Source organism: Paenibacillus sp. Paensp38 (assembly GCF_059491915.1).
The window spans coordinates 1,586,159-1,609,566 of sequence record NZ_CP168516.1; the positions used below are offsets into that span (position 1 = coordinate 1,586,159).

Below are 23,408 nucleotides of genomic sequence, written 5' to 3' on the forward strand. Positions count from 1 at the left end.
TGGTTTGGGAAGGGAGGTGAACGGCAAGGCTAAGGATATAGGTGCGAAGCTAGGGAAAATAAAGTGACAAAAATCACTCATATTGTGATTTTTGTCACATACTACACTCTATCATTATTCTACAATAAGGGTGTAAGAAAGGTCCCGACACTGAGCGTAAGGCATCGGTGAACAGGCCGGGCTCAAGAAATAGCTTTATCGTGAAAAAAATCACAAGTCCGGAAGACCAAACAATTTGGAGGGATTTACATGTCGGTGATTGAGAGAGAATTACAAGAGCAACAATCTGGCTGGAGAGGTTTTAAAAAAGGCAAATGGACTAAAGAAGTCAACGTCAACGATTTTATTGAAACCAATATCTTACCTTATGTTGGCAATGAAGAATTTTTGGTTGGTCCTACGGCCAACACAACTGCATTGTGGGATATTGTATCCGATCTTACCAAAAAAGAGTTGGCAAACGGCGGCGTGCTTGATGTAGACGTGAATACGCCATCCACTATTATTTCACATAAACCGGGTTATCTAGACCGGGATAAAGAGCAAATTGTCGGTGTACAAACAGATGCTCCATTCAGACGTTCTTTACAGCCGTTTGGCGGAATTCGAATGATGATCGACGCTTGCAAAGCCTATGGTTTTGAAGTGCCAGAAAGTATCATTGATATCTTCACTCATATTCGTAAAACTCACAACCAAGGTGTATTTGACGCTTATACAGATGAAATGAGAGCGGCTCGTAAAGCTGGTATCATTACTGGTCTGCCAGATGCATACGGCCGTGGTCGTATTATCGGTGACTATCGTCGTGTAGCTTTATACGGTGCAGACTTCTTGATCCAAGATAAAAAGCTGCAACTGAAAAGCCTTGAAGTTGATTCCATGGAAGAAGACGTAATTCGTCTGCGTGAGGAAATTTCCGAGCAAATTCGTGCTTTGAATGAACTGAAACAAATGGCTGCTGAGCACGGTTTTGATATTTCAAAACCTGCTAACAATGCGAAAGAAGCTTTCCAATGGGTATATTTTGGATATCTTGCAGCAATCAAAGAACAAAATGGTGCAGCAATGTCCTTAGGACGTGTATCTTCCTTCCTTGATATTTACTCTCAACGTGATATGGAAGAGGGTACAATGACAGAAGAACAAGCTCAAGAACTGGTCGATCATTTTGTTATGAAATTGCGTATTGTTAAGTTCTTGCGCACACCTGACTATAATGAACTGTTCAGTGGAGATCCAACTTGGGTTACTGAGTCCATTGGTGGTATGTCCGTAACTGGAGAAACTCGGGTAACTAAAAACAGCTTCCGTTTCCTGCACACCCTCTACAATCTGGGACCTGCACCGGAACCGAACCTGACTGTACTGTGGTCGGAAAAATTGCCTGAAGGCTTCAAAAAATATTGTGCGAAAGTTTCTATTGAAACTAGCTCCATTCAGTACGAGAATGACGATCTGATGCGTCCGATTTATGGAGACGACTATGGTATTGCTTGTTGTGTATCGGCAATGAAAATCGGTAAACAAATGCAATTCTTTGGTGCTCGTGCTAACTTGGCTAAAGCTCTGCTGTATGCAATTAACGGTGGTAAAGATGAAAAATCTGGCGTCCAAGTAGGGCCTGAATTCCCAGCCATTACAGGTGAAGTTCTGGATTATGAAGAAGTGTTGAGTCGCTTCAAACCTATGATGGAATGGTTGGCCAAACTGTATATGAACACTTTGAATGTTATTCACTACATGCATGATAAATATAGCTACGAACGCATTGAAATGGCGTTGCATGATCGTGATATTCTCCGCACCATGGCTTGTGGTATTGCGGGTCTGTCAGTTGCTACCGACTCCTTGAGTGCCATTAAATTTGCAAAAGTTAAACCAATCCGTAACGAAAAAGGGATTGCTGTTGACTTTGAAATTGAAGGCGAATACCCTTGCTACGGTAACAACGATGACCGTGTAGATAACATCGCTGTGGAACTGGTAGAGAGCTTCATGAGCATGATTCGCAAGCATAAAGCTTATCGTAATGCGCTTCCTACTCAATCTGTACTGACTATTACTTCTAACGTGGTGTATGGTAAGAAAACAGGTACAACACCGGATGGACGTAAAGCAGGCGAACCGTTTGCACCAGGGGCAAACCCAATGCACGGCCGTGATAAAAAAGGTGCTTTGGCATCTCTGAGTTCCGTAGCCAAATTGCCTTATGAACACAGTCTGGATGGTATCTCGAACACCTTCTCTATCGTGCCTAAAGCACTGGGTAAAGAAGAAGAAACACGCAAAACAAACCTTGTTTCGATGATGGATGGCTATTTTGGAAGCCACGCACATCATCTGAATGTCAATGTGTTTGCTCGCGAACAACTGTTGGATGCAATGGAACACCCAGAAAACTATCCACAGCTGACGATCCGTGTTTCCGGTTATGCCGTTAACTTTATCAAGCTGACTCGTGAACAACAATTGGATGTTATTAACCGTACTTTCCACGGTACAATGTAAATAAGTATTACAATGACGCACGCATAGCGGATGCGGGAAGGATGATGCAACATGTTGAAAGGACACATACACTCATTGGAAACCTTCGGGACCGTCGATGGTCCCGGCATCCGCTTCGTGCTCTTTATGCAAGGATGCTTGTTGAAATGTCAGTATTGCCATAATCCGGACACTTGGGCCTTGAATGAAGGCAATCCAATGACCCTAGAGGAAGTATTGGCTGAAATTGAACCGTATTTAGCCTATTACCGTTCTTCGGGAGGCGGATTGACCGTATCCGGTGGAGAACCGACATTGCAAGCTCATTTTGTAGCAGAGCTGTTCAAAGAAGTGAAACGTCGCTGGAATTTGCACACGACACTGGACAGTAATGGCTTTAATGATGCGGGCCGTATCCATGATCTGCTGGACGTAACAGACTTGGTGTTACTTGATATTAAGCATATTGACAACGACAAGCATATTAAGCTTACAGGCAAGTCCAACGACCGTATGCTAAGCACAGCTCGCTGGTTGTCTGAGCAAGGGCGTAAAATGTGGATTAGACACGTATTTGTACCGGGTATTCATGATGACGAGCAAGATTTATTGAATTTGGGACGGTTTATCGGAACGTTGAACGGAGTCGAGAAATTCGAAATTTTACCTTACCATCAAATGGGTGTTTACAAGTGGGAAATGCTCGGTAAGGAGTATCCGTTGGAGGGAGTTCCATCTCCTACAGACGAAGAAGTTCAACGTGCTTACCGACTCATTGAAGAGGGTCGTCTGGAGACTGCAGGAAAGAATGCTGTCTGTCGTCCATCATAATGTAAATGGTGCAAAAGCTATTTCTTAGTAATGAAGCCGCCGCCACATCAGGTCAGATGGGTGGCGGTTTTTTGTTGTTGAATTTTTTGCAGTCACAGGAGAAAGTTCCCTTTTTTTCATGATAAGCAAAATTTCCAGAAACTTTTTAACAACTGACGCGTCTAATAGTATGACTTTTTACGGGAATGATAATAATTTGGTGATAGAAGGAGACAGACAATGAATTTCAAGAAATGGACCATGCTCACCGCTTTGGCGGTAGCTCAGGTGGCCGCAGTAGCCCCTGTAGGAGCAGAAGCAGCATCAACAACCGTTCAATCCACCGATTCGGTTAGCGCACAGCAGGCTCAGACCAATGTTGCTGATTCCAGCGTTCAGAATAGTATCGGAGCTCAAGAGGGAACAGGCACACAAAACAACACGGTAACACCAGATAACACAGGCGTAACCAATGATCCATTGACTGGCCTACCTACGGATACAACCAACGGATCGAACGTATCCAATGATGTATACGGTGGAGACGGAACGATCACCAATCCTGGTGGAGCTCCAACAAACATGGGTGCTAATCAACTGATTTTGTATTTAAACAGCGCGAAAATGGAACAAAACGGACAGGTGTATACGGCAACTCAGCCGATGACTGTTAAGGACGGAGTTTCCTATGTAGCTATCCGTTCACTTGTCAGCCGTGTCGGATTGCAGTTTAGTTATGACACTGCCACCAAAGAAACCGTAATCACACAAGGAACAAATGTCATGCGCTTCAAAACAGACAGCAAGGTTTATACGGTTAACGGTGAAGCCAGACAAATGAAGGGACCGGCTTTTCAGCAAAAGAACGTATTTATGGTGCCGTTGACCTCGATTACACAGGCCTTAAATATTCCTTATACTGTGAATAATACGACTAAACAAGTTATCATGGATTTGAATCAGAAGCCTAAAGCTTCCTTCACGGTTCAGCAAAAAGATATCTATGCGGGCGAAACCCAAGTTACGTATTTGACGAAGGAATCTTCTCCTACAGGTCTACCGATTGTGAACCAACGTTGGGAAGGTAAGCAGGACGTATTTCAGGAGCCGGGTACATATGTAGTTACCTATTCTGTTCTTGACTCTGCTGGAAACTGGAGTGATCCTTACTCAGTTACAATTACAGTAAGACCGCCGAACCAACCGCCAGTCGCTCTGTTTACTACAGATAAAAAAGAGTACAAGATGGGTGAAAAGATCACCATTACGGACCTGAGTACGGATGATGAGAATGCTATTACTAAGCGTGATTGGGAGAACAAGAAACTTGCCTTCTTCCAACCAGGTGATGTAACGATTACGTTAACCGTGACTGATAAGCACGGCGCAACAGGTACCAAAAGTGAAACGATTAAAATTACGAATGAACTGCTGTACAACGAAGATGATTTCAATAAAATCTTCACACCATATGGTGATAAATATACAGTAGACGGCAGTCAGGTGCCTACCATGGCTACCATTCCTTTGACAAGTACATCTTCACCGCGTCTTTTGATCCGTGCTAACAGCCCGGAACGTGTATTTCAGGACGGAATTGTGTATCAGGAAACCGGATCAGGAAGCACGCGCATACTCGTCCATCATGTGAATGAAACGGGTCGAGATGTGAAAATGTACGTGATTGCAACCAACAACAATATTACTCCTGCCAACATGAATGTCGAAAATTCCGGTTTTGCCGGACCATCTGAATTTGCAACGGCTGCGGGTAAAGTCTCGATTCAACGATATTTTCAATCCATGCAGGATGGAAGCAAGCGTTCTAGCACAGTTCTAAATCCTGGCGAAAGCCGCGTTATTTTACAGGATCTGAACGCACAAAAAATCAAGCAAAAACAAGTCATTTCTCTGTTATCCGATTTATATACGGATCAACCTATTCAATACACGGTTATTGTGTTAGATGCAAATACAGATCCGTTGACCGTGTTGCCTACTTTGGCAAAACTGCCTAAGGACGGTATTCATAACCGTGGAACGTACGCTAATTCGGATATCTCACTCAATTATACCGAAGAGGTTGGTAAAACAGCTCAACGTATCGTTCTTGGCGATAATAAGGTAGACCCGAACCTGATTGGTACGGATGGTCTGGACGGCTCTTCTGCTTCCAATGCCGGTAATTTTGGTGTTGTATATAAAGTTAAATTGGATCATGTAGCGCCGTATTCACTGATTACGTTCAACCCGCGTGGAGGCGAATATTCCGGCTATGCGATGGTAAACAATCAGGTTGTGGGTATCCCGACAAACGGCTCGGTATGGGCTCCAAATGAGATGAGTGTGCTGTATCGCACAGGGCATATCGAGGAAAGTGTAGAGATGTATTTCACTGCTGCTGCAGGAAGTAACTTGCCGGTTTCCGTAGTAGTTATGCCTTTACCAGCTATTAAAAATTAATATGAATTAACCGGTACTGTTTACCGGCTTAGACCTTGGGTCTCGTCATTCACCGTTTAAAAGTCGATGTCACTTGCAGAATATAGGCGTTCTCCTGCTGCGAATTTGATCGTAGCGCTGGAGAGCGTCTTTTTCTTATGTATAGATGCGAATATCTCTTATAATATTGACTTTAATCGTGGTATAATAAATAGATGCAAGCCTAAGCCTGCATCAGAAAACCTGAAACTACAGACAGGGGAGGGTGAAACGCATGCTGACAAAGGATGAGATTATTGCAACAATGTCCGCTCAGGGGCTGCGTATTACAGATCAGCGCAAAACGTTGGCCACGTTATTTTCCGAGAATGAAGGGTATCTGTCCCCCAAAGACGTTTATGAATATATGGGTAAGAAGTACAGTGGACTTAGCTTTGATACAGTTTATCGTAATTTGCGTGTAATGCAGGAATTAGGTGTGCTGGAACAGGTATCTTTTGAGGATGGAATGAAGTTCAAGGTGAGCTGTAATGAGCATCATCACCATCACCATATGATTTGCTTGAGCTGTCAGAAAACATTACCGATTTCTTTTTGCCCAATGCAAATGACGGATACAACGGATCAATTCCAAATCGTCGAGCACAAGTTTGAAATTTTTGGTTATTGTAAAGAATGTCAACAGAAGAATGGACATACTGATAGTAATTCGGATGGGGGATTCAGACAGACGAGCAGTCACACTCACACTCACAGCCACGGGGGCTACTGAAATGAAAATCACCACACGCAGAGTGGTACAGGCTCCGATTAAGTTTTATCGTTCCTATATTTCACCGTTAAAGCCGGCTACCTGCCGATTCTATCCAACGTGTTCAGCGTACGCGTTGGAGGCGGTAGAAGTGCATGGTGCGCTCAAAGGTTCATGGCTTGCTACTAAGCGTATAGCCAAATGCCATCCCTTTCATCCAGGAGGCGTAGATTTGGTTCCTCCTGCAAAAAAGGAGACAGACAGGTCTAGCGAAGATCGTTTGGCTACTCATTCCGAGAAGAGTCTGACTTGACAGCGCTATGCGGATTTGGTTATATTTTGGTTAATATTGTTTTCCTGCGAAGGGATGAGTAGGGTGAATTGTCCAGTACAGAGAGCCGGGGTTAGCTGCAAACCGGTCTGGAGCGAAGCCTGAATATGGTCCTGGAGGAACCTTTTTCGAGCGTATTTGCCACAGTTATTTGTGCACGGGAGGCAAACGTAAGGGGGAGGCGTGTTCCAGCGTTAATGGGCGGTCAGATGTGACCGGTGAAGCCTGTAGTCTGCGAGGATACAGGAAAATTGGGTGGTAACGCGTGAGGTGACTCTCGTCCCATAGGGGCGGGGGTCTTTTTTGTGCCCAATTTGTTCCAAATTCATAAATTGGAGTACCATCATGTCAGCAGGTCTTATCGAGCTGCCGTGAACAAAACAGGAGGCAACATACATGTCCAATGAGAACACATTTTACATTACGACACCGATCTATTATCCGAGCGACAAGCTACATATAGGTCATGCTTACACGACAGTTGCGGGAGATGCAATGGCCCGTTACAAGCGGCTACGCGGTTATGAAGTGCGTTATTTGACAGGAACGGATGAGCATGGTCAGAAGATTGAGCAAAAGGCAAGTGCAGCTGGCAAAACGCCACAACGTTTCGTAGATGACATTGTGGCAGGCATCCAAGACCTGTGGCGGAAGCTCGACATTTCCAATGACGATTTTATCCGTACTACGGAGGAACGTCATAAGGCTGTCGTACAGGAAATTTTTGATCGTTTATTAAAACAAGGCGATATTTACAAGGGAGAATACGAAGGCTGGTACAGCATCCCTGACGAGACGTACTACACAGAAACTCAGCTGGTTGACGTGGTGAAGGACGCTAAAGGCAATGTGACTGGAGGTAAGAGCCCGGATAGTGGACACCCTGTAGAATTGGTCAAGGAAGAGAGCTACTTTTTCCGCATGAGCAAGTATGCTGATCGGTTGCTGCAATTTTATGAAGAGAACCCGCAGTTTATCCAACCGGAATCCCGGAAAAAAGAAATGATTAACAACTTCATCAAGCCGGGGCTAGAGGATCTGGCTGTTTCCCGTACAACTTTTGACTGGGGTGTTAAGGTCAAGGGGGACCCGAAGCATGTCGTATACGTTTGGATTGACGCACTTTCCAACTACATCACAGCCTTGGGATATGGTTCTTCTAATACTGAGCTGTACGATAAATTTTGGCCAGCAAATGTGCATATCGTGGGTAAAGAGATTGTACGGTTCCACACGATATATTGGCCAATCATGCTGATGGCATTGGATCTTCCGTTACCTAAAAAAGTATTTGCACATGGTTGGTTACTTATGAAAGATGGTAAAATGTCGAAATCTAAAGGCAATGTGGTAGACCCGGTAACGTTGATTGACCGTTATGGTCTGGACCAACTTCGCTACTACTTGCTGCGCGAGGTGCCTTTTGGGGCAGATGGAACATTTACACCAGAAAGTTTTGTAGATCGAGTTAATTCGGATTTGGCAAATGATCTGGGCAACTTGTTGAATCGTACCGTGGCGATGGTAGATAAATATTTTGACGGCAAGGTTCCGGCTTATGAAGCAAATGTAACAGAATTCGACGGAGCTCTGGAAGACATGGCAACATCGACTTATAGCAAAGTAGAAGAAGCCATGGAAAACATGGAGTTTTCCGTGGCATTAACGGCGATTAGCCAATTTATTAGCCGTAGCAACAAATATATTGACGAGACGCAACCATGGAATTTGGCTAAGGATGAGGCAAAACGTCGTGAATTGGCATCGGTTATGTTGCATTTGGTAGAAAGCTTGCGCATCGCTTCCATCTTACTTCAGCCATTCTTAACCCGTGCTCCTCATAAAATTTGGGAACAGCTCGGTATTAGCCAAGGTGAGCTGACTACATGGGATAGCGGCAAGCAGTTTGGTCGTATTCCGGAAGGAACACAGTTGGTCAAAGGTAATCCGATCTTCCCACGTCTGGATTCAGAGCAAGAGGTTGCTTTTATCGTGGAAGCAATGACAGGAGGTAAGAAACCAGAGGAAGCTACGACACAAGTTCAACCACAGAATGCATCTGAGACGAGCCAGGAAGCGCCGGAGGCAAAGGAAGAGATTGGCATTGAGGATTTTGCCAAGGTAGAACTGCGCGTTGCTCAGGTCGTCGCTTGCGAGCCTGTGAAGAAGGCAGATAAACTGTTGAAGCTCCAACTTGATCTTGGTTATGAGCAGCGGCAAGTAGTATCAGGGATTGCGAAGTTTTATACACCTGAAGATATCATTGGGCGCAAGGTGATCTGTGTGACCAATCTTAAGCCGGTAAAACTTCGGGGAGAGCTGTCGCAAGGTATGATTTTGGCAGCTTCACATGGAGATCAGCTTACGCTCGCCACCGTACCGGAAGGTATGCCGAATGGTGCAGTTGTAAAGTAGTACGCTAGTTAATAAAAGAACGTAATGAGCGTATGCCCGAGAATCATTCTTCTTGGGCATGCGCTTTTTGGCGTGCATCATATTTTGCTCCCGCTACACGTATGTTTAGTAGGCAGGGCTTGTTTGCTCGTGTTCACTTAAGACAGGGGAGGAAATGAGGATGACAGATATTAACGCCGGATTGGCGATCGTAGCCGGACTGGTTTCTTTTTTTTCACCGTGTTGTTTACCGCTGTATCCATCTTATTTATCGTATATGACAGGGATGTCTGCGCGTGAACTGGCTGAAGGACGGCATAAGGCCGAGGTTCGTTATCGTACGATGGGGCATACACTTGCTTTTGTACTGGGCTTTTCGGTCGTTTTCTATTCACTGGGTGCAGGTGTCGGGTTGCTTGGAGAATGGTTTGCCAATTATGGGGATACGCTAAGAGTGGTAGCAGGGTTACTTATTTTACTAATGGGACTGGTATCTCTCGGTGTGGTAAGTCCTTTGATTCTAATGAGGGAGCATAAGCTTCGCTGGACATGGAAGCCTGCCGGGTACGCCGGTTCCTTTGTAATCGGAATTGGTTTTGCGGCAGGCTGGTCGCCCTGTATCGGTCCCATGCTAACAGCTATTATCGCTTTGGCTGCAGTAGAGCATCACATTTGGTTCAAACTGATTACAGGCTATGCGCTCGGGTTTGCGATTCCATTTTTTGTATTAGCTTTGCTGGTAGGCTCTGTTCGGCTATCCTCTCGCTATACCTCCATCCTCATCAAAACAGGTGGCATACTACTTGTTATCACTGGCATTTTACTGGTAACGGATCATATGACCGATGTAACGCTATTTTTACAACGGATTACCCCGGGTTGGATGCTAGTTATGTGAAATACTCAATACGACTTAAAGGAAAATGTTCAAAAATACGCTCTGTGATAAACTCTCGCAGTGCATTTTGCTGTTCATCGGGATAAACGTATTTGTTTTGTCCCCAGCGTCCCCATTTTTTCTTGCGTTTCTCTATGTCCATCTCCAGCTTGGTTTTCGGATAACGTTTCTCGATGACAGCTTTGGATGTTTTGGTGAAGCGATGCTGTATTAATTCGAACGTCAAATCTTTTGTAGCATGCTGGGGCAAGGTTTCTCCCAATTTGCGCAGTAACTCGCCGTAACCTTCTTCCCAGCCGTCATACCAGATGATGGGTGCAATGATGAACCCCAGCGGATAACCGGCTCGTGCGATTTTGCCCGCGGCTTCAATACGTTCCTCGAAGCGGGAAGTTGCAGGTTCAAACTGTTTAATAACATAATCGGAATTAATGCTAAAGCGGATGCGAGTATGACCATTATGTTTAATATCCAGCAATGGATCAACATGATGATATTTAGTAACAAAACGCAGACGGCCAAATTCCTCATCTGCCATGAAACGAATCAAGTCTCCAAGCGTTCCGGTGATATGCTCCAAACCAACCGGATCGGAGGTACAAGCTGCTTCAAAACGGGTAATTTCAGGCGCACGCTCCTCGATATAAGCTTTAGCTGCTGATAAGATATCGTCAGTGTTGACATATACACGAATATACGGCTTTGCTCCCAAGGTTGTTTGTAAATAACAGTAGTGACAATGCCCCATGCAACCAGTCGAAATGGGGATGGCATATTCAGCAGAAGGCTTGGATTGATCAAAAGTTAACGTTTTACGGATACCAACTACCAAAGTTTTTTTTGCCATTCGGTACTTTTCAACTTCAGTTTCACCTGGTAAATTGGTAATTCGGTTGTGAGAGGTAGTCATCCGGTACGGAATATCCTTGGCTTTAACCCAATCCATAATACGCTGGCCCTTGGGATAATTTAGTGCGTCTGGCTCAAAAAACACCAGGTCAGGCAAAAATGGCTTGGTTCCTCTGGTTTGGACAGGAGTACGCTCAAGCGTAGACATGGCTAACGCTCCTTTCAAAATAAATCCACAGTGCTCTGGTGTCCAACTTTAACATATTGCCGCAGAAGTAAACGATACAGGGACGACGATATTAGTGTACCCGGCTTAAATTGAACAAATCGTGGCAATAGATGTGAGTGAAGGGATGAGACTTGCCAATGGGCAATGATAACATGTATCATTACATAGTAGGTTTAACGCAGGAAATGAAGGCGGTAAGCGCCCGTTCAATAACAGAAAAGAGGGAAACAAGTGCCAACGCCAAGCATGGAAGATTATTTGGAACGCATTTACCAACTGATTGATGAGAAGGGATATGCTCGTGTCTCGGACATCGCAGAGGGTTTAGAGGTGCATCCTTCGTCCGTCACCAAAATGATTCAGAAGTTGGATAAGGACGATTATCTTGTATATGAGAAGTATCGGGGACTGATTTTGACACCAAAAGGGAAAAAGGTCGGCAAACGGTTGGTTGATCGCCATCAGTTATTAGAGCAATTTCTGGATATGATTGGGGTTGAGAAGGACCTGATATATAAAGATGTGGAAGGTATTGAGCATCATTTGAGCTGGGATTCCATCACCCGTATCGAAACATTGGTTGAATATTTTCGTCGGGATGAAGATCGCTTGCGCCAGCTTCATGACATACACAAGGAATTGAGTGGAGATTCCTAAAAGCATCTGTCCTTATGGACGATGCTTTTTTATTTGTTCCGACCGCAACAAATATCCGGTGATTAGCGTCTATCCATTATATAGCAGGACAATATAGGGGTTAAAATTAACAGGGTTAGCGGAGGATTGTAATAATATGAATCGAAAGAAAATAGTGGCATTGGCTGCAGGCATACTCTTAGCAGTGCAGACTGCCATCGTTCCTGGAGTCCAAGCAGCTTCAACTGGTGATATTGAAATTATATTGGACGGACAGTCCCTGCAAAGTGACGCATCACCGTATATTGTACAGGGAGCCAATGTTACGATGGTTCCTTTGCGAGTGATTAGTGAGGGATTGGGCGCTCAGGTCAACTGGTCGGAATCGTCCGGTACGGTAACGATTACAGCACAGAACAAAAATATATCTATGGAGAATGGTGCACAAAGCGCTACGGTGAATGGTAAGTCAGTTCGACTGGATGCATCTGCCCGTATGACAAGCGGAAGAGTCATGGTGCCACTGCGTTTTGTTGGGGAAGAGTTGGGATTAAAAGTGGATTGGCAAGCTTCAGAGCGAGTCATTACGTTAAGCAGTGGTAAGGAAGGTGTCTCTACGGGTGGGAGTAGCTCGGCGGGAAACAGTGCTTCCACATCAGATACGTCTGCATCTGGCAATCAGGAGAGTGTAAGTACGGATCAGGGAGCCAGCGATAATGAGCAGACGGTTGTCACTTCACCGTCAACGTCTACTAGTGAGGACGGTTCAAGTTCTTCACAGGCAAATGTTGTTCAGGTAAAGGCTTCAACTTCCATGCGTGGGGCATGGATTTCTACCATCAATGGAGATTGGCCTTCTTCCGCTGCCCGAAGCAGCTCCGAGAAGCAAAAGCAGGAGTTTACTAAAATGCTCGATGATTTGCAGGGGATGGGCATCAATGCGGTATTTGTTCAGGTTCGTGCCAGCGGTGATGCGCTCTACCCGTCAAGTCTCGTACCCTGGAGCAAGTATTTGACCAACACCCAAGGTAAAAATCCAGGCTATGATCCCTTGAAATTTATGATTAGCGAATCGCATAAGCGAGGGATGGAATTCCATGCCTGGTTTAATCCGTTCCGTGCGAATTCTACAGGAACAACCAGCGGTTTGGCTGCAAACCATGTGGCTAATCAACACCCGGACTGGATTGTTAAGAATGGTAGCCAATTGTACATCAATCCAGGAATTCCGGCTGCACGTCAGCATGTCATTGCGGCGATTATGGAGGTCGTGAACGGATATGATATTGACGGCGTCCATTTGGACGATTATTTTTATCCTTACAGCGGGACTTTTGATGATGATGCGACCTTCAAAGCATATAATGCCAACAAAATCTCTAATAAGGGCGACTGGCGGAGAGATAATGTGAACAGTTTTGTTCGCGATTTGGGCAAAAGCATTCATGCCAGCAAGTCTAAGGTTCAATTCGGAATTAGCCCTTTTGGGGTATGGCGTAACAAATCTCAGGACTTAACGGGTTCAGACACGAAGGCAGGCGTTACAGCGTATGATACGACGTTTGCGGATGTGAGAACCTGGATTAACAAAGAGTGGATTGATTATGTAGCTCCACAAGTTTACTGGAGTATCGGTTTCCCTGCGGCGGGATATGACAAGCTTGTCGCATGGTGGTCCAATGAGGTCAAAAATTCAGATGTTAAGCTGTATATCGGTCATTCTCCTTATAAAATCGGCACCCCTGAAAAGGGCTGGCAAACGGCTCAAGAGCTAATTAAGCAGCTTGAACTGAACAAAGATTATAAACAGGTCAAAGGGGATATTTACTTTAGTGCACAGCATTTGCGTAAAAATCCATATGGACTCATTCAGCTTCTTCAAAATTATTATCAAATGTGATATAAATTGGATCATATAGGTTCTATTTGGGCCTCCGTTCTCATAGATAAGCAGTAGAACTGCTTACTCCCAAGAGAACGGAGGTTTTTTGATCTATGCTGATCAATGCTGTGTTCCAGGGTGGAGGGGTTAAGGGAATTTCGCTGGCGGGTGCAGTTAAGGCTGCGGAGGAGCATGGAATTGTATTCAATCGTTTAGCAGGTACATCATCAGGTGCTATTGTAGCTGCTTTATTGGCTGCGGGATACTCTGCGGATGAAATGAAAGCCGTAATTGAGAAAACCCCCTTGGTCAAGTTGTTACGACGTTCTCCAGTGTTCAATATTAAGTGGATTGGACCAGCAGCTCGTATCTTTCTTAAAAAAGGTCTCTACTCAGGGGAGGCACTGGAGCACTGGGTACGTGAGCTGTTACGAGCTAAGGGAGTGCGTACGTTTGCGGATTTACCTCCTGGCAAACTGCGCATTATTGCATCAGATATCACGAATGGACGCATTCTGGTGCTACCTGAGGATATCAAACGTTTTGGTATCAATCCCTCTTCACTGGAGGTAGCCAAGGCCATTCGGATGAGCACAAGTATCCCTTATTTTTTTGATCCCGTTATGTTAAGGCTTGATTCTGCACTTGCCAAGGGAAAGACCTTTTCTCAGCAATTTATATTTGTAGTTGATGGGGCTTTACTAAGCAATTTGCCTTTGTGGCTTTTTGATGAGCCTGTAAATGAACGTGAGGCCAAAACGATTCCAACGGTAGGGTTTCAAATGGTGGGCAAGACGGGTACGGAGACCAAAGTTTCTTATATACGGGGTCCTTTGACCATGCTGCAGGCTATTTTCGATACCATGCTATCAGCACACGATGAACGATATATTGAGCAGGAGAATCGGTATCGGACGATTAAAATTCCAACATTGGGGATCCGCACTGCACAATTTAACATTTCTACAGTGCAAAGTGATTTGCTGTATGCTTCCGGTGTGCAGGCAGGGGATGCTTTTTTCCACAAGTGGAGCATCACTTCTTACCAGCAGCAGTATAGCAAATACCAATTGATGAAGGATACCATGTACGCTATGAAATGAACACTAATTGGCAGTTAAAGTAATTTAAAAGGGTGTAAAAAAGGAGCCTCTTCCCGGTCATATTTGAATATGCGGGTGACGGCTCCTTTGTGCTGCATTTTAAAGGATGATTATTATCGTTAATGATATTTAGGTTGTTCTTCTTCATTTTTGCCCTTGGAACCTTCAATCACATGAAAAGGATACGCTTTGCGCTTGCCCGTAGTCTGCTGCTTACGTGCGTTGGCTGTTTTGGCCATGGTGCGCACAGAGGGTTTGATTTTGGGAGTACGATTGCTTTGTCCTGGCAGGTATTTGTATAGCAGAAATATAACTGCAAAAACAAGGACGGGAATGAGTAAACTCATGAGAAAGCCCCAACTTCCTCTCCACAGCATATCCACAATCCCATATGCACCCAAAGCAAGGGTAAGCCAGAAAATAACAGCATGTCTGTTCATTATTCACTCATCCTTTCACAGGATCAAGTGCAGGACTGTTGAAGGTCTCCTTTACAGGTACATTTTCCAACTCAGCATCCAATTCAAGCATACGCTTAAATGAGGCAATGGATACCTCCACTTGATCATCAGTCGGTTCTTTGGTGGTAAGTAGTTGCAGCCACAGACCGGGGTAACCTAAATAACGAAGTACCGGAATTTCACGAAGAGCATTGGTCAGCTTGAGAAATTCAAAAGAAAGCCCCAGTACGATCGGAAGCAGTAGAAGCCGTTGCCCCATACGCTCCCACAGATTATCGTAGGTGAATAGGGAATAGACTAGTACCCCGATGATCACGGTCAGCATAATAAAGCTGCTACCGCAGCGGTAATGCAAACGGCTGTATTTTTGCACATTGGCCGGGGTTAGTTCTTCTCCAGCTTCGAATGCCGTAATTACTTTATGCTCTGCACCGTGATATTGAAACAGTCGTTTGATCAATGGAGTTTGGGAAATGCCCCATAAATAAGCCAGCAGCAGAATCAGCTTAATGGCTCCTTCGGCGAGGTTATGCAAAATTTGGCTGTGAAACAAGCCGTCGAACAGGAAGTCTTCTACAACAACCGGAACGAGGGTTAACACAATTTTGCCGAACAAAAAGGAGATAATCCCGACTGCCGCTACACCGATCATCATACTCAGACTCCAGCGAGATTCTTCTTTTTTCTTTTGCTCAGCGCGTTCTTCCGGATCTACTTCATCATCAGCATACGCATCGGCTGAATAGTTCAAATGCTTGGTACCTTTGGCGCTGGAGTCGATGATGCTTACAATCCCCCGCAATAAAGGAATTCTGCGGAATTTGGATACCCAGGATTGCTCCTTGCGTGGTACTTCCAAATATGTGATTTCGCCAGTTTTGCGGCGAACTGCCGTGACATTGACACGCTTGCCGCCGAACATGACACCTTCAATGACTGCCTGACCACCGTAGCTCACAGGCTTGGATGCTTGTGACAACCGTCTCACCTCTCTTAATACATGCTTTTTTGTATATTGTATCGAATTTGGAAGGGAATATCTAGTTAGATGAAACTGGTGTAACCACAGGCTTATAAAAAAAGCATTTATGGAGCGTCAGACTGCTCACATAAATGCTACTCATTATAAAACTTCGGAAACAACCTATTGCGTAATTGCCCCAACAACCTGGTCAACCAGTCCTTTTGATGAGAGGGGGCCGCCAAATGTCCATGTCGTACCGTTCAGTGGATAGGTGCGTTTTTCTTTAACGAAATTCAGACCGTTCCAGACCGAATTATTTTTCATAGGTGCCCCGAAAACATCATCGTCCGGCTGCACAATATAGATAAAGTTGCTGTTCTGAACAGCAGACAGAGCTTCAATACCGACGGTTGTAAAGCCATACGGTTCAACTTTGCTTGGTTTCCAATCATTAATCATACCGATCTTCGCCAGTGTTGCCACGACGACTGAGTTATCCGAAAACATACGGAGGCTGGCCGCATTTTGCGAAGTGAAAGCTTGTGTCAGTACATAATGATAATCCGACTTGCCAGCAGCGGCGAGCTTTTCTTTGGCTTCAGCATAATGCTGATCCAGTTCGGCAAGCACCTGCTTAGCTTTTTCTTCTTTTCCCAGAGCAACTGCGATGCTATTAAAAATTTCTACCATTTTATCATGATCGTAGCCATTACCATTGTTCAGATTATATTCGATCGTAGGAGCGATGGCCTTAAGTTGCTCATAGATAGCTTCATTCCCATCAACATTGGAAATGATCAGATCCGGTTTCAATGCAGCAATTGCTTCCAGATTCGGCTCGTTACGCGTGCCGACATCGACCACGCTACTATCCAGAGCCGCCTCCGGTGTCACGTATACCTTGTAGTTGGCATTGTCAGCATTACCCACCGGCTGAACGCCCAACGCAACCAAATCCTCTGTAAATGTCCATTCCAGCACTACGACACGCTGTGCGGGCTTGTCGAGCGTGATCTCACCACGATTATGCTTTACCGTCACAGGACCGGTCGCTGTGTCAGTCGGTTTACTACCCGATGTGGCTACCTGATCTTTGTCCGATGCATTGTCGGCTGCTCCGCAACCTGCCAGAGTGAGCGTAAAAACCATTAACAATAAAATCCCGATGAATCCCTTTTTCATAGAAGCGTTCTCCCGTATATATGTTTTTATAAAATGATAATGATTATCATTTTCACCATTATATTATGATAGAGGATTGAAATTTTGTCAATGTAAAAAACGGGTCCGTACCCTCAAGTCGAAAGCTGCCATTATTCAGCATTCCTGTTCATTGTTAAACTCTCCCCCCTTGGAGCATACTACCAGCAAAATGGAATGCAGAATCCGATGGAAGTACATGCATATCCGATTGCGATAGTCTTTACGATGGGAAAAAGTTTTCATATTGAAAGGGGATTAAACAACATGAGCGAAACCTTCTCTATACCCAAGATAGGACATAAACAGGAGCAACCTCGTGGATCTCAGGATCAACGTAATCATAACGACAGTGGTAGAGGCAGGCAGCAGTCAGGCAAAATACATACGCCTCTCATTCCTTTTGCGCTTGAGTTGGGTTTTTTTTCGGGTTTGCTCTGGGGATTGCTGCGCTGGCTGTTTTATAAGTTGCACTTTACTGTAGTAGCGCCTGGCTTTCTCGCAGAGCCTTTTTTCAAGCATTCATTTATGAACACCATGGCGGGACATCTGGTAGGGCTACTGTTTTTTATTGGATTATCCGTCGTAGCTTCACTGGTGTACACTCTGTTGCTGCGCAGATTTAAGGGTCCTTTACCCGGCATTGTGTATGGCCTGATTTGGTGGGTTGTTTTATTTGTATTAACAGGTCCTAAGCTAGGGATGATGAATGCTCCTGATCGGTTAACATGGAATTCCCTGTATACGGAAATTTGTGTGTTTTTACTGTGGGGACTATTTATCGGATATACCGTTGCTGTCGAGTATACGGATGAAAGAAAGCGCGAGCCTGAGAAAGCTGAGGGCTGAACGTAACAAAAACTTCTCAAGCGCCTATTCCCTGTGTTAAAATAGCATTTGGTTATTTGACAGAGGGGAGCGGAATGAAAGATGAAGAATGACCGGGTGTTAAAGCTGCGGCAGGCGCTGGGCGAGCATAATCTGCGGGCTATGCTGATTACTAGCCCTGTCAATCGTCGATATTTGACAGGCTTCACAGGTTCGGCAGGTTATGTGCTGATTACGGAATCCCATAGCTATTTGCTGACTGACTTTCGCTATATGACGCAAGCGACCGAACAAGCCGAAGGCTTCACGGTAGTGCAGCACGCTGCACAGGTCATGGAAACGGTGAAAGAATTGCTGTCTTCCCATCAGATCAGCGAAACAGGCTTTGAGCAAGACGCTGTAACTGTTGCGACGCATAAAGCTTATAGCGAAGATTTGTCACCTATTTCACTGGTTCCGGTGTCGGGCATTGTAGAGAAATTACGGGTGTACAAGGATGCAGAAGAGCTGGAAGTGATGCAGCGGGCAGCGGATTTGGCAGATGCTACTTTTGCACACATTTTACCTTACATCAAGCCAGGTGTCAGCGAGCGTGAGCTGGATCTGGAAATGGAATTCTTCATGCGCAAGCAGGGAGCTACATCCTCTTCATTTGACACAATTGTGGCTTCTGGGGTTCGTTCGGCATTGCCTCATGGCGTAGCCAGTGCTAAGTTAGTACAAGCAGGCGAGCTGATTACGTTTGATTTTGGTGCGTTGCTGGATGGCTATTGCTCCGATTTGACACGTACAGTGGCCACACAAGGGGATTTAGCGCCCCAGTTGCGTGAGATCTACGATATTGTACTTAAGGCGCAACTTCACGCACTTGAACATATTAAGCCGGGCATGACAGGCCGTGAAGCGGATGCACTGACCCGGGATATTATTGCAAGCCATGGCTATGGAGACAATTTCGGGCACAGTACAGGTCATGGTCTGGGTCTTGAAGTACATGAATCTACACGCCTGTCGAAGGCGAGTGATGATATTCTGGAGCCGGGTATGGTGGTAACGGTCGAGCCAGGTATCTATGTGCCTGGATTGGGCGGTGTACGGATCGAGGATGATATCGTTATTACAGATAGCGGCATCAAATTATTAACACATTCGAGCAAAGAATTTACAGTCGTTTAATAACGATAACAGTCCTGTAGGAGGGGTATTTTAGTGATTAACGTTAATGATTTTAAAACAGGTTTGACCGTCGAGGTAGACGGAGATATTTTTACGGTGCTGGATTTCCAACACGTAAAACCGGGTAAAGGTGCAGCATTCGTACGCTCCAAGTTGAAAAACTTGCGTAACGGTAACACCGTTGAACGTACATTCCGTGCGGGTGAAACGATCGGTCGGGCGCAAATCGAAAACCGCGGTGTATCTTATCTGTATGCTAGTGCAGACGATCATACATTCATGGATAATGAAACATATGATCAATTCACATTGTCCAGCGATCAACTGAAATGGGAACTTAACTTCCTGAAAGAAAACATGAATGTAAATATCGTTAGCTATAATGGCGAAATCCTGGGTATTAACCTGCCTACCAGCGTGGAACTCAAAGTAATCGAAACAGAACCAGGTATTAAAGGTAATACAGCTACAGGTGCTACCAAAAATGCCAAATTGGAAACGGGTTTGAATGTTCAAGTTCCTTTGTTCATTAACCAAGATGACGTATTGTTAATTGATACACGTGACGGCAAATACATGTCTCGCGCATAAAATTTGCTGCTTTTAGATTTCCTCTGTCCTTGTGAAGGGCAGGGGATATTTTTATAAGCACTAATATTAAAAAACAATGGCTCCGCACAGCACTTTCGTATTATACTGTACTAAAGTTATTCCGCAGGATGTCACGTTCAAGTCGTTGGGTGCCATCTCAAGGTTACATACTGAGTCTGAGGGAGTGAATATCGTTGTCTTTGTATGTCATGAAATTCGGAGGCAGTTCCGTCGGTGACACGGAGCGCATGAAACGCGTGGCAAAACGCGTTGTGGAGAAACAGAGTGAAGGGCATCAATGTGTAGTGGTCGTTTCCGCAATGGGAGACACGACAGACGAACTGATTGACCAGGCCAAATTGTTGAATGAGCAGTTGCCTGCACGTGAGTTGGATATGTTGATGACGACAGGTGAGCAAATTTCAATCGCCTTGTTGTCGATGGCTATTCAGCAGTTGGGTCATGAAGCGGTATCGTTTACGGGATGGCAGGCTGGTTTCCGTACTGAATCTGACTTTGGTCGAGCACGGATTACGGATATTCAACCTCAGCGTGTGCTGGATGCACTGAGCAGCAACAAGATCGTTGTTGTAGCTGGTTTCCAAGGGATGTCTGTAGAGGGAGACATTACGACGTTGGGACGTGGTGGATCTGATACGACGGCGGTTGCGCTGGCGGCGGCGATTCAAGCGGATGCCTGTGAAATTTACACGGATGTGGACGGCATTTATTCAACAGATCCACGGATCGTGAAGGTTGCTCGTAAGCTAAAAGAAATTTCTTATGATGAAATGCTGGAATTAGCTAATCTGGGTGCAGCTGTATTGCATCCTCGTGCGGTAGAATATGCCAAACATAACCGGGTACCGCTGATCGTGCGGTCCAGTTTTAACCATAATGAAGGAACGGTCGTAAAGGAGGATGCAGTAATGGAACAAGGCGTTGTAGTCAGTGGGATTGCATATGATAAAAATGTAGCAAGAATCAGTATTTTGGGCGTCGCCGATATTCCCGGCGTACTGGCGAAAGTATTTGGAACACTGGCGGCAGCCAAAATTGATGTAGACATTATTGTACAGAGCGGGGTTGAAGCTGGTAAAGCGGATTTCTCCTTTACAGTAGCTCTGACGGATCGTGAAGCGGCACTGGAGACGCTGGAAGGTATTCGTGGAGAGCTTCCGTACCGTGAAGTAACGTCTGAGGAAAACTTGGTGAAGGTTTCCATTGTAGGTGCAGGAATGGTTAGCCATCCGGGTGTTGCTGCGCAAATGTTTGCCGTACTGGCAGAGCAAGGCGTTAGCATTAAAATGGTAAGCACATCTGAAATCAAAGTATCGTGTGTAATTGAAGCGGGTAAGCTTCATGAGGTTATTCAGGCGTTGCATACAGCTTATAACCTGGACACCGAGGAGCAAGCGTTTGTGGGTGGACCGCAAGACCGTCGTTAATAACTGCAACGTGATCTAGACACTGAATATGGCTAATGTGAACGATGCTTATGACAGATAAAGGTTGATACATTATATGCCCTCTATTTATAGTTTGATAAATCATAGAATACAGCAGTAGGTTAAGAGGTTGTTCCATCAGTGAGAGTTAAACTGAGGGGAAGCCTCTTTTTTTCTGAATCTATCTTTTCTACCCAAGGGTTTCCCTTAGCCGACAAGGCTTTGAGAGGCCCTTTTTTATTTGTGCAAATTAGAGAATGGTGCTTAAACAAGCGGGAGAAAGGTCTGTTGAGTGTTGATAGGAGTTAGCAAAAGTTTGCCTAGGTTTTCAATATATTTTCGGCATAAAAAGCGAGAGTCAACCATAGACTTGTCTTAAAGAAAAAGGACAACTGTGAGGGGGCTGCATCGGTATGGAATGGCTGGAGTTATTTCCCGAACCGTTGCACGGTATACTCGGAAGGCTTCCAGAAACGGTATTTGAGCAACTGGAAGAAATCCGGGTCAGGGAAGGAAGGCCGTTGGAAATTAATGCAAACGGTGAACATCATTTTGTAACGTCTGCTGGTCAGCTGACTTTGAACCATGTGGAAGCCTATAAGCCTGACCGTGAGGATGCCCACCGACTGCTGGATTTTATCAGCAATCATTCCCTCTATACGATGGAAGAGGAGCTTCGTAAAGGGTTTATTACGATCCCTGGCGGTCATCGTATTGGCTTGGCAGGGAGAACCGTGCTCAACCGAGGACGAGTGGAGCATTTGAGGGATATAAGCAGCTTTAATGTAAGAATTGCGCGTGCAATTCCCGGCATAGCTGATCGGATATTGCCTTATGTAGCAGATCGAATGTCCGGGAAAATCCGGCATACCCTCATTTTGTCCCCTCCTCAGCATGGCAAAACGACACTGCTTAGGGACTTGGCTCGGCAACTCAGTTACGGAGGGATGGAAAGCCATGGGGGGCGACGGAATGGACTCAAGGTAGGCATTATAGACGAACGCTCTGAGATCGCTGGTAGTCACAAAGGTATCCCGGGTTTTGATGTCGGGCCTCGCACCGATGTATTGGACGGATGTCCGAAAGCAGAAGGCATGATGATGATGATCCGCTCGATGTCACCGGATGTCCTCATTGTTGATGAAATCGGACGACCGGAAGATGCGGAGGCGGTGCGCGAAGCGCTCCATGCAGGCATTGCAGTCATTGCTTCCGCACATGGTCGCGATGTGGCTGAAATGGCGACCCGGTCTGCTTTTGCTGGATTAACTACAGGACAAGAGCTATTTCAACTCTACGTCATGCTGGAGCGGACGAGCCGGGGCGTCTCATTCCGACTGGCAGATGCCAAGCAACGCAGGCTTACACTGTCTGGAGAAGGGCAGAATGGGGGTATCTCCTATGCTTAAGCTGCTGGGTGCAGCCTTGGTTATACTGGCCGCTACGCTGGCAGGTTGGCAACGGGCAAGGCAGTTTGCAATGAGGCCGCGGCAAATCAGGGAGTTGATTCTTGCGCTGCAAAGATTGACCACCGAGGTTTCCTACGGGGTGTCTCCGCTACCAGATGCTTTCGCCAAGACAGGAGAGCCCTTGCGAGAGCCCTTACGCACTCTGTTTCAGCAAGCCTCACGCTGGATGCACCCCTCTTTTGGCCTGACTGCCAGAGAAAGCTTGCATAAAGCCATTGAAGACTCGTGGAGCCGTTCCTCTATGAAGCAAGCCGAGAAGGAAGCGATGCGGCAGCTTGCTTACAGTCTTGGAACCAGCGACCGTGAAGACCAGATCAAGCACATTGCGTTGACCATCCAGCAGTTATCCCATGAGGAAGCGCAGGCGCAGGCAGATCAGGTGAGGTACGAGCGTATGAGCAGGAGCCTGGGACTGCTGATCGGAGCATTGATCGTCATTTTGATCTATTAGCGGGG

At 45.5% G+C, this 23,408-nt stretch carries 20 protein-coding genes; 16 read left to right on the plus strand and 4 right to left on the minus strand.

All coding sequences use genetic code 11. From position 1 onward, the window contains the following. Nucleotides 1-249 precede the first annotated feature (249 nt). The 7 genes from pflB to ACEN8J_RS07205 all read left to right on the plus strand — a co-directional run bounded on the left by pflB (nt 250) and on the right by ACEN8J_RS07205 (nt 10,116). Nucleotides 250-2,511 (plus strand): formate C-acetyltransferase, encoded by a 2,262-nt coding sequence (gene pflB, locus ACEN8J_RS07175; protein WP_165147081.1) that lies wholly within the window; start codon nt 250-252, stop codon nt 2,509-2,511. Nucleotides 2,512-2,562: 51 nt separating this feature from the next. Continuing rightward, entirely contained in the window at nt 2,563-3,321 is a 759-nt protein-coding gene (pflA, locus tag ACEN8J_RS07180) for a pyruvate formate-lyase-activating protein (RefSeq protein ID WP_029517235.1), read from the plus strand. Nucleotides 3,322-3,540: 219 nt separating this feature from the next. Continuing rightward, the gene (locus tag ACEN8J_RS07185) at nt 3,541-5,763 is read left to right on the plus strand and encodes a copper amine oxidase N-terminal domain-containing protein (protein WP_029517236.1); all 2,223 of its coding nucleotides are present in this window, start codon (nt 3,541-3,543) and stop codon (nt 5,761-5,763) included. A 253-nt stretch (nt 5,764-6,016) separates the two neighbouring features. Continuing rightward, nucleotides 6,017-6,514, plus strand: a complete 498-nt coding sequence (locus tag ACEN8J_RS07190) for a Fur family transcriptional regulator (RefSeq protein ID WP_029517237.1) — start codon at nt 6,017-6,019, stop codon at nt 6,512-6,514. Between the two features lies 1 nt (nt 6,515). Continuing rightward, nucleotides 6,516-6,806 carry a membrane protein insertion efficiency factor YidD gene (yidD, locus tag ACEN8J_RS07195; protein ID WP_029517238.1) on the plus strand — a complete coding sequence of 97 codons (291 nt, stop codon included), beginning with the start codon at nt 6,516-6,518 and terminating at the stop codon, nt 6,804-6,806. A gap of 414 nt (nt 6,807-7,220) precedes the next feature. Beyond that, nucleotides 7,221-9,239 carry a methionine--tRNA ligase gene (gene metG / locus ACEN8J_RS07200; protein WP_029517239.1) on the plus strand — a complete coding sequence of 673 codons (2,019 nt, stop codon included), beginning with the start codon at nt 7,221-7,223 and terminating at the stop codon, nt 9,237-9,239. A gap of 160 nt (nt 9,240-9,399) precedes the next feature. Next, a complete protein-coding gene (locus ACEN8J_RS07205) occupies nt 9,400-10,116 on the plus strand; it encodes a cytochrome c biogenesis CcdA family protein (protein ID WP_029517240.1) in 717 nt (238 codons plus the stop codon). On the opposite strand, the gene splB is transcribed toward ACEN8J_RS07205, so the two are convergent. After that, the gene (gene splB / locus ACEN8J_RS07210; RefSeq protein WP_023989268.1) at nt 10,109-11,173 is read right to left on the minus strand and encodes a spore photoproduct lyase; all 1,065 of its coding nucleotides are present in this window, start codon (nt 11,171-11,173) and stop codon (nt 10,109-10,111) included. The genes ACEN8J_RS07205 and splB overlap by 8 nt on opposite strands. Before the next feature lie 252 nt (nt 11,174-11,425). On the opposite strand from splB, the gene mntR reads away from it, so the two are divergent. From mntR to ACEN8J_RS07225, 3 genes are all read left to right on the plus strand, one after another. Then, on the plus strand, nt 11,426-11,851 hold the full coding sequence (mntR, locus tag ACEN8J_RS07215) for a transcriptional regulator MntR (RefSeq protein ID WP_029517241.1): 426 nt from the start codon (nt 11,426-11,428) through the stop codon (nt 11,849-11,851). Nucleotides 11,852-11,987: 136 nt separating this feature from the next. Beyond that, nucleotides 11,988-13,730: a family 10 glycosylhydrolase gene (locus ACEN8J_RS07220; protein ID WP_165147075.1), complete on the plus strand. Its 1,743-nt coding sequence runs from the start codon at nt 11,988-11,990 to the stop codon at nt 13,728-13,730. A gap of 95 nt (nt 13,731-13,825) precedes the next feature. Then, nucleotides 13,826-14,815: a patatin-like phospholipase family protein gene (locus tag ACEN8J_RS07225; protein WP_165147072.1), complete on the plus strand. Its 990-nt coding sequence runs from the start codon at nt 13,826-13,828 to the stop codon at nt 14,813-14,815. A 119-nt stretch (nt 14,816-14,934) separates the two neighbouring features. On the opposite strand, the gene ACEN8J_RS07230 is transcribed toward ACEN8J_RS07225, so the two are convergent. The 3 genes from ACEN8J_RS07230 to ACEN8J_RS07240 all read right to left on the minus strand — a co-directional run bounded on the left by ACEN8J_RS07230 (nt 14,935) and on the right by ACEN8J_RS07240 (nt 17,422). Then, nucleotides 14,935-15,255, minus strand: a complete 321-nt coding sequence (locus ACEN8J_RS07230) for a hypothetical protein (RefSeq protein WP_029517244.1) — start codon at nt 15,253-15,255, stop codon at nt 14,935-14,937. Nucleotides 15,256-15,262: 7 nt separating this feature from the next. Then, on the minus strand, nt 15,263-16,255 hold the full coding sequence (locus tag ACEN8J_RS07235) for a DUF1385 domain-containing protein (RefSeq protein WP_029517245.1): 993 nt from the start codon (nt 16,253-16,255) through the stop codon (nt 15,263-15,265). A gap of 165 nt (nt 16,256-16,420) precedes the next feature. After that, nucleotides 16,421-17,422 (minus strand): ABC transporter substrate-binding protein, encoded by a 1,002-nt coding sequence (locus ACEN8J_RS07240; RefSeq protein ID WP_340932527.1) that lies wholly within the window; start codon nt 17,420-17,422, stop codon nt 16,421-16,423. 285 nt (nt 17,423-17,707) lie between these two features. Between ACEN8J_RS07240 and ACEN8J_RS07245 the strand changes: the two genes are divergently transcribed. The 6 genes from ACEN8J_RS07245 (at nt 17,708) to spoIIIAB (ending at nt 23,403) form a co-directional block, all read left to right on the plus strand. After that, nucleotides 17,708-18,289 carry a YqhR family membrane protein gene (locus tag ACEN8J_RS07245; protein WP_495594380.1) on the plus strand — a complete coding sequence of 194 codons (582 nt, stop codon included), beginning with the start codon at nt 17,708-17,710 and terminating at the stop codon, nt 18,287-18,289. 81 nt (nt 18,290-18,370) lie between these two features. Further along, nucleotides 18,371-19,444 (plus strand): M24 family metallopeptidase, encoded by a 1,074-nt coding sequence (locus ACEN8J_RS07250; RefSeq protein ID WP_340885765.1) that lies wholly within the window; start codon nt 18,371-18,373, stop codon nt 19,442-19,444. Nucleotides 19,445-19,477: 33 nt separating this feature from the next. Then, complete coding sequence (gene efp / locus ACEN8J_RS07255; RefSeq protein ID WP_029517249.1) at nt 19,478-20,035, plus strand: elongation factor P; 558 nt, start codon at nt 19,478-19,480, stop codon at nt 20,033-20,035. 194 nt (nt 20,036-20,229) lie between these two features. Further along, nucleotides 20,230-21,483, plus strand: coding sequence for an aspartate kinase (locus ACEN8J_RS07260; RefSeq protein ID WP_495594381.1), 1,254 nt, complete (start codon nt 20,230-20,232; stop codon nt 21,481-21,483). A 413-nt stretch (nt 21,484-21,896) separates the two neighbouring features. Then, nucleotides 21,897-22,892, plus strand: a complete 996-nt coding sequence (gene spoIIIAA, locus ACEN8J_RS07265) for a stage III sporulation protein AA (RefSeq protein WP_029517251.1) — start codon at nt 21,897-21,899, stop codon at nt 22,890-22,892. Continuing rightward, entirely contained in the window at nt 22,885-23,403 is a 519-nt protein-coding gene (gene spoIIIAB, locus ACEN8J_RS07270) for a stage III sporulation protein SpoIIIAB (protein ID WP_029517252.1), read from the plus strand. The genes spoIIIAA and spoIIIAB overlap by 8 nt, the downstream gene beginning before the upstream one ends. The last annotated feature ends 5 nt before the right edge of the window (nt 23,404-23,408 follow it).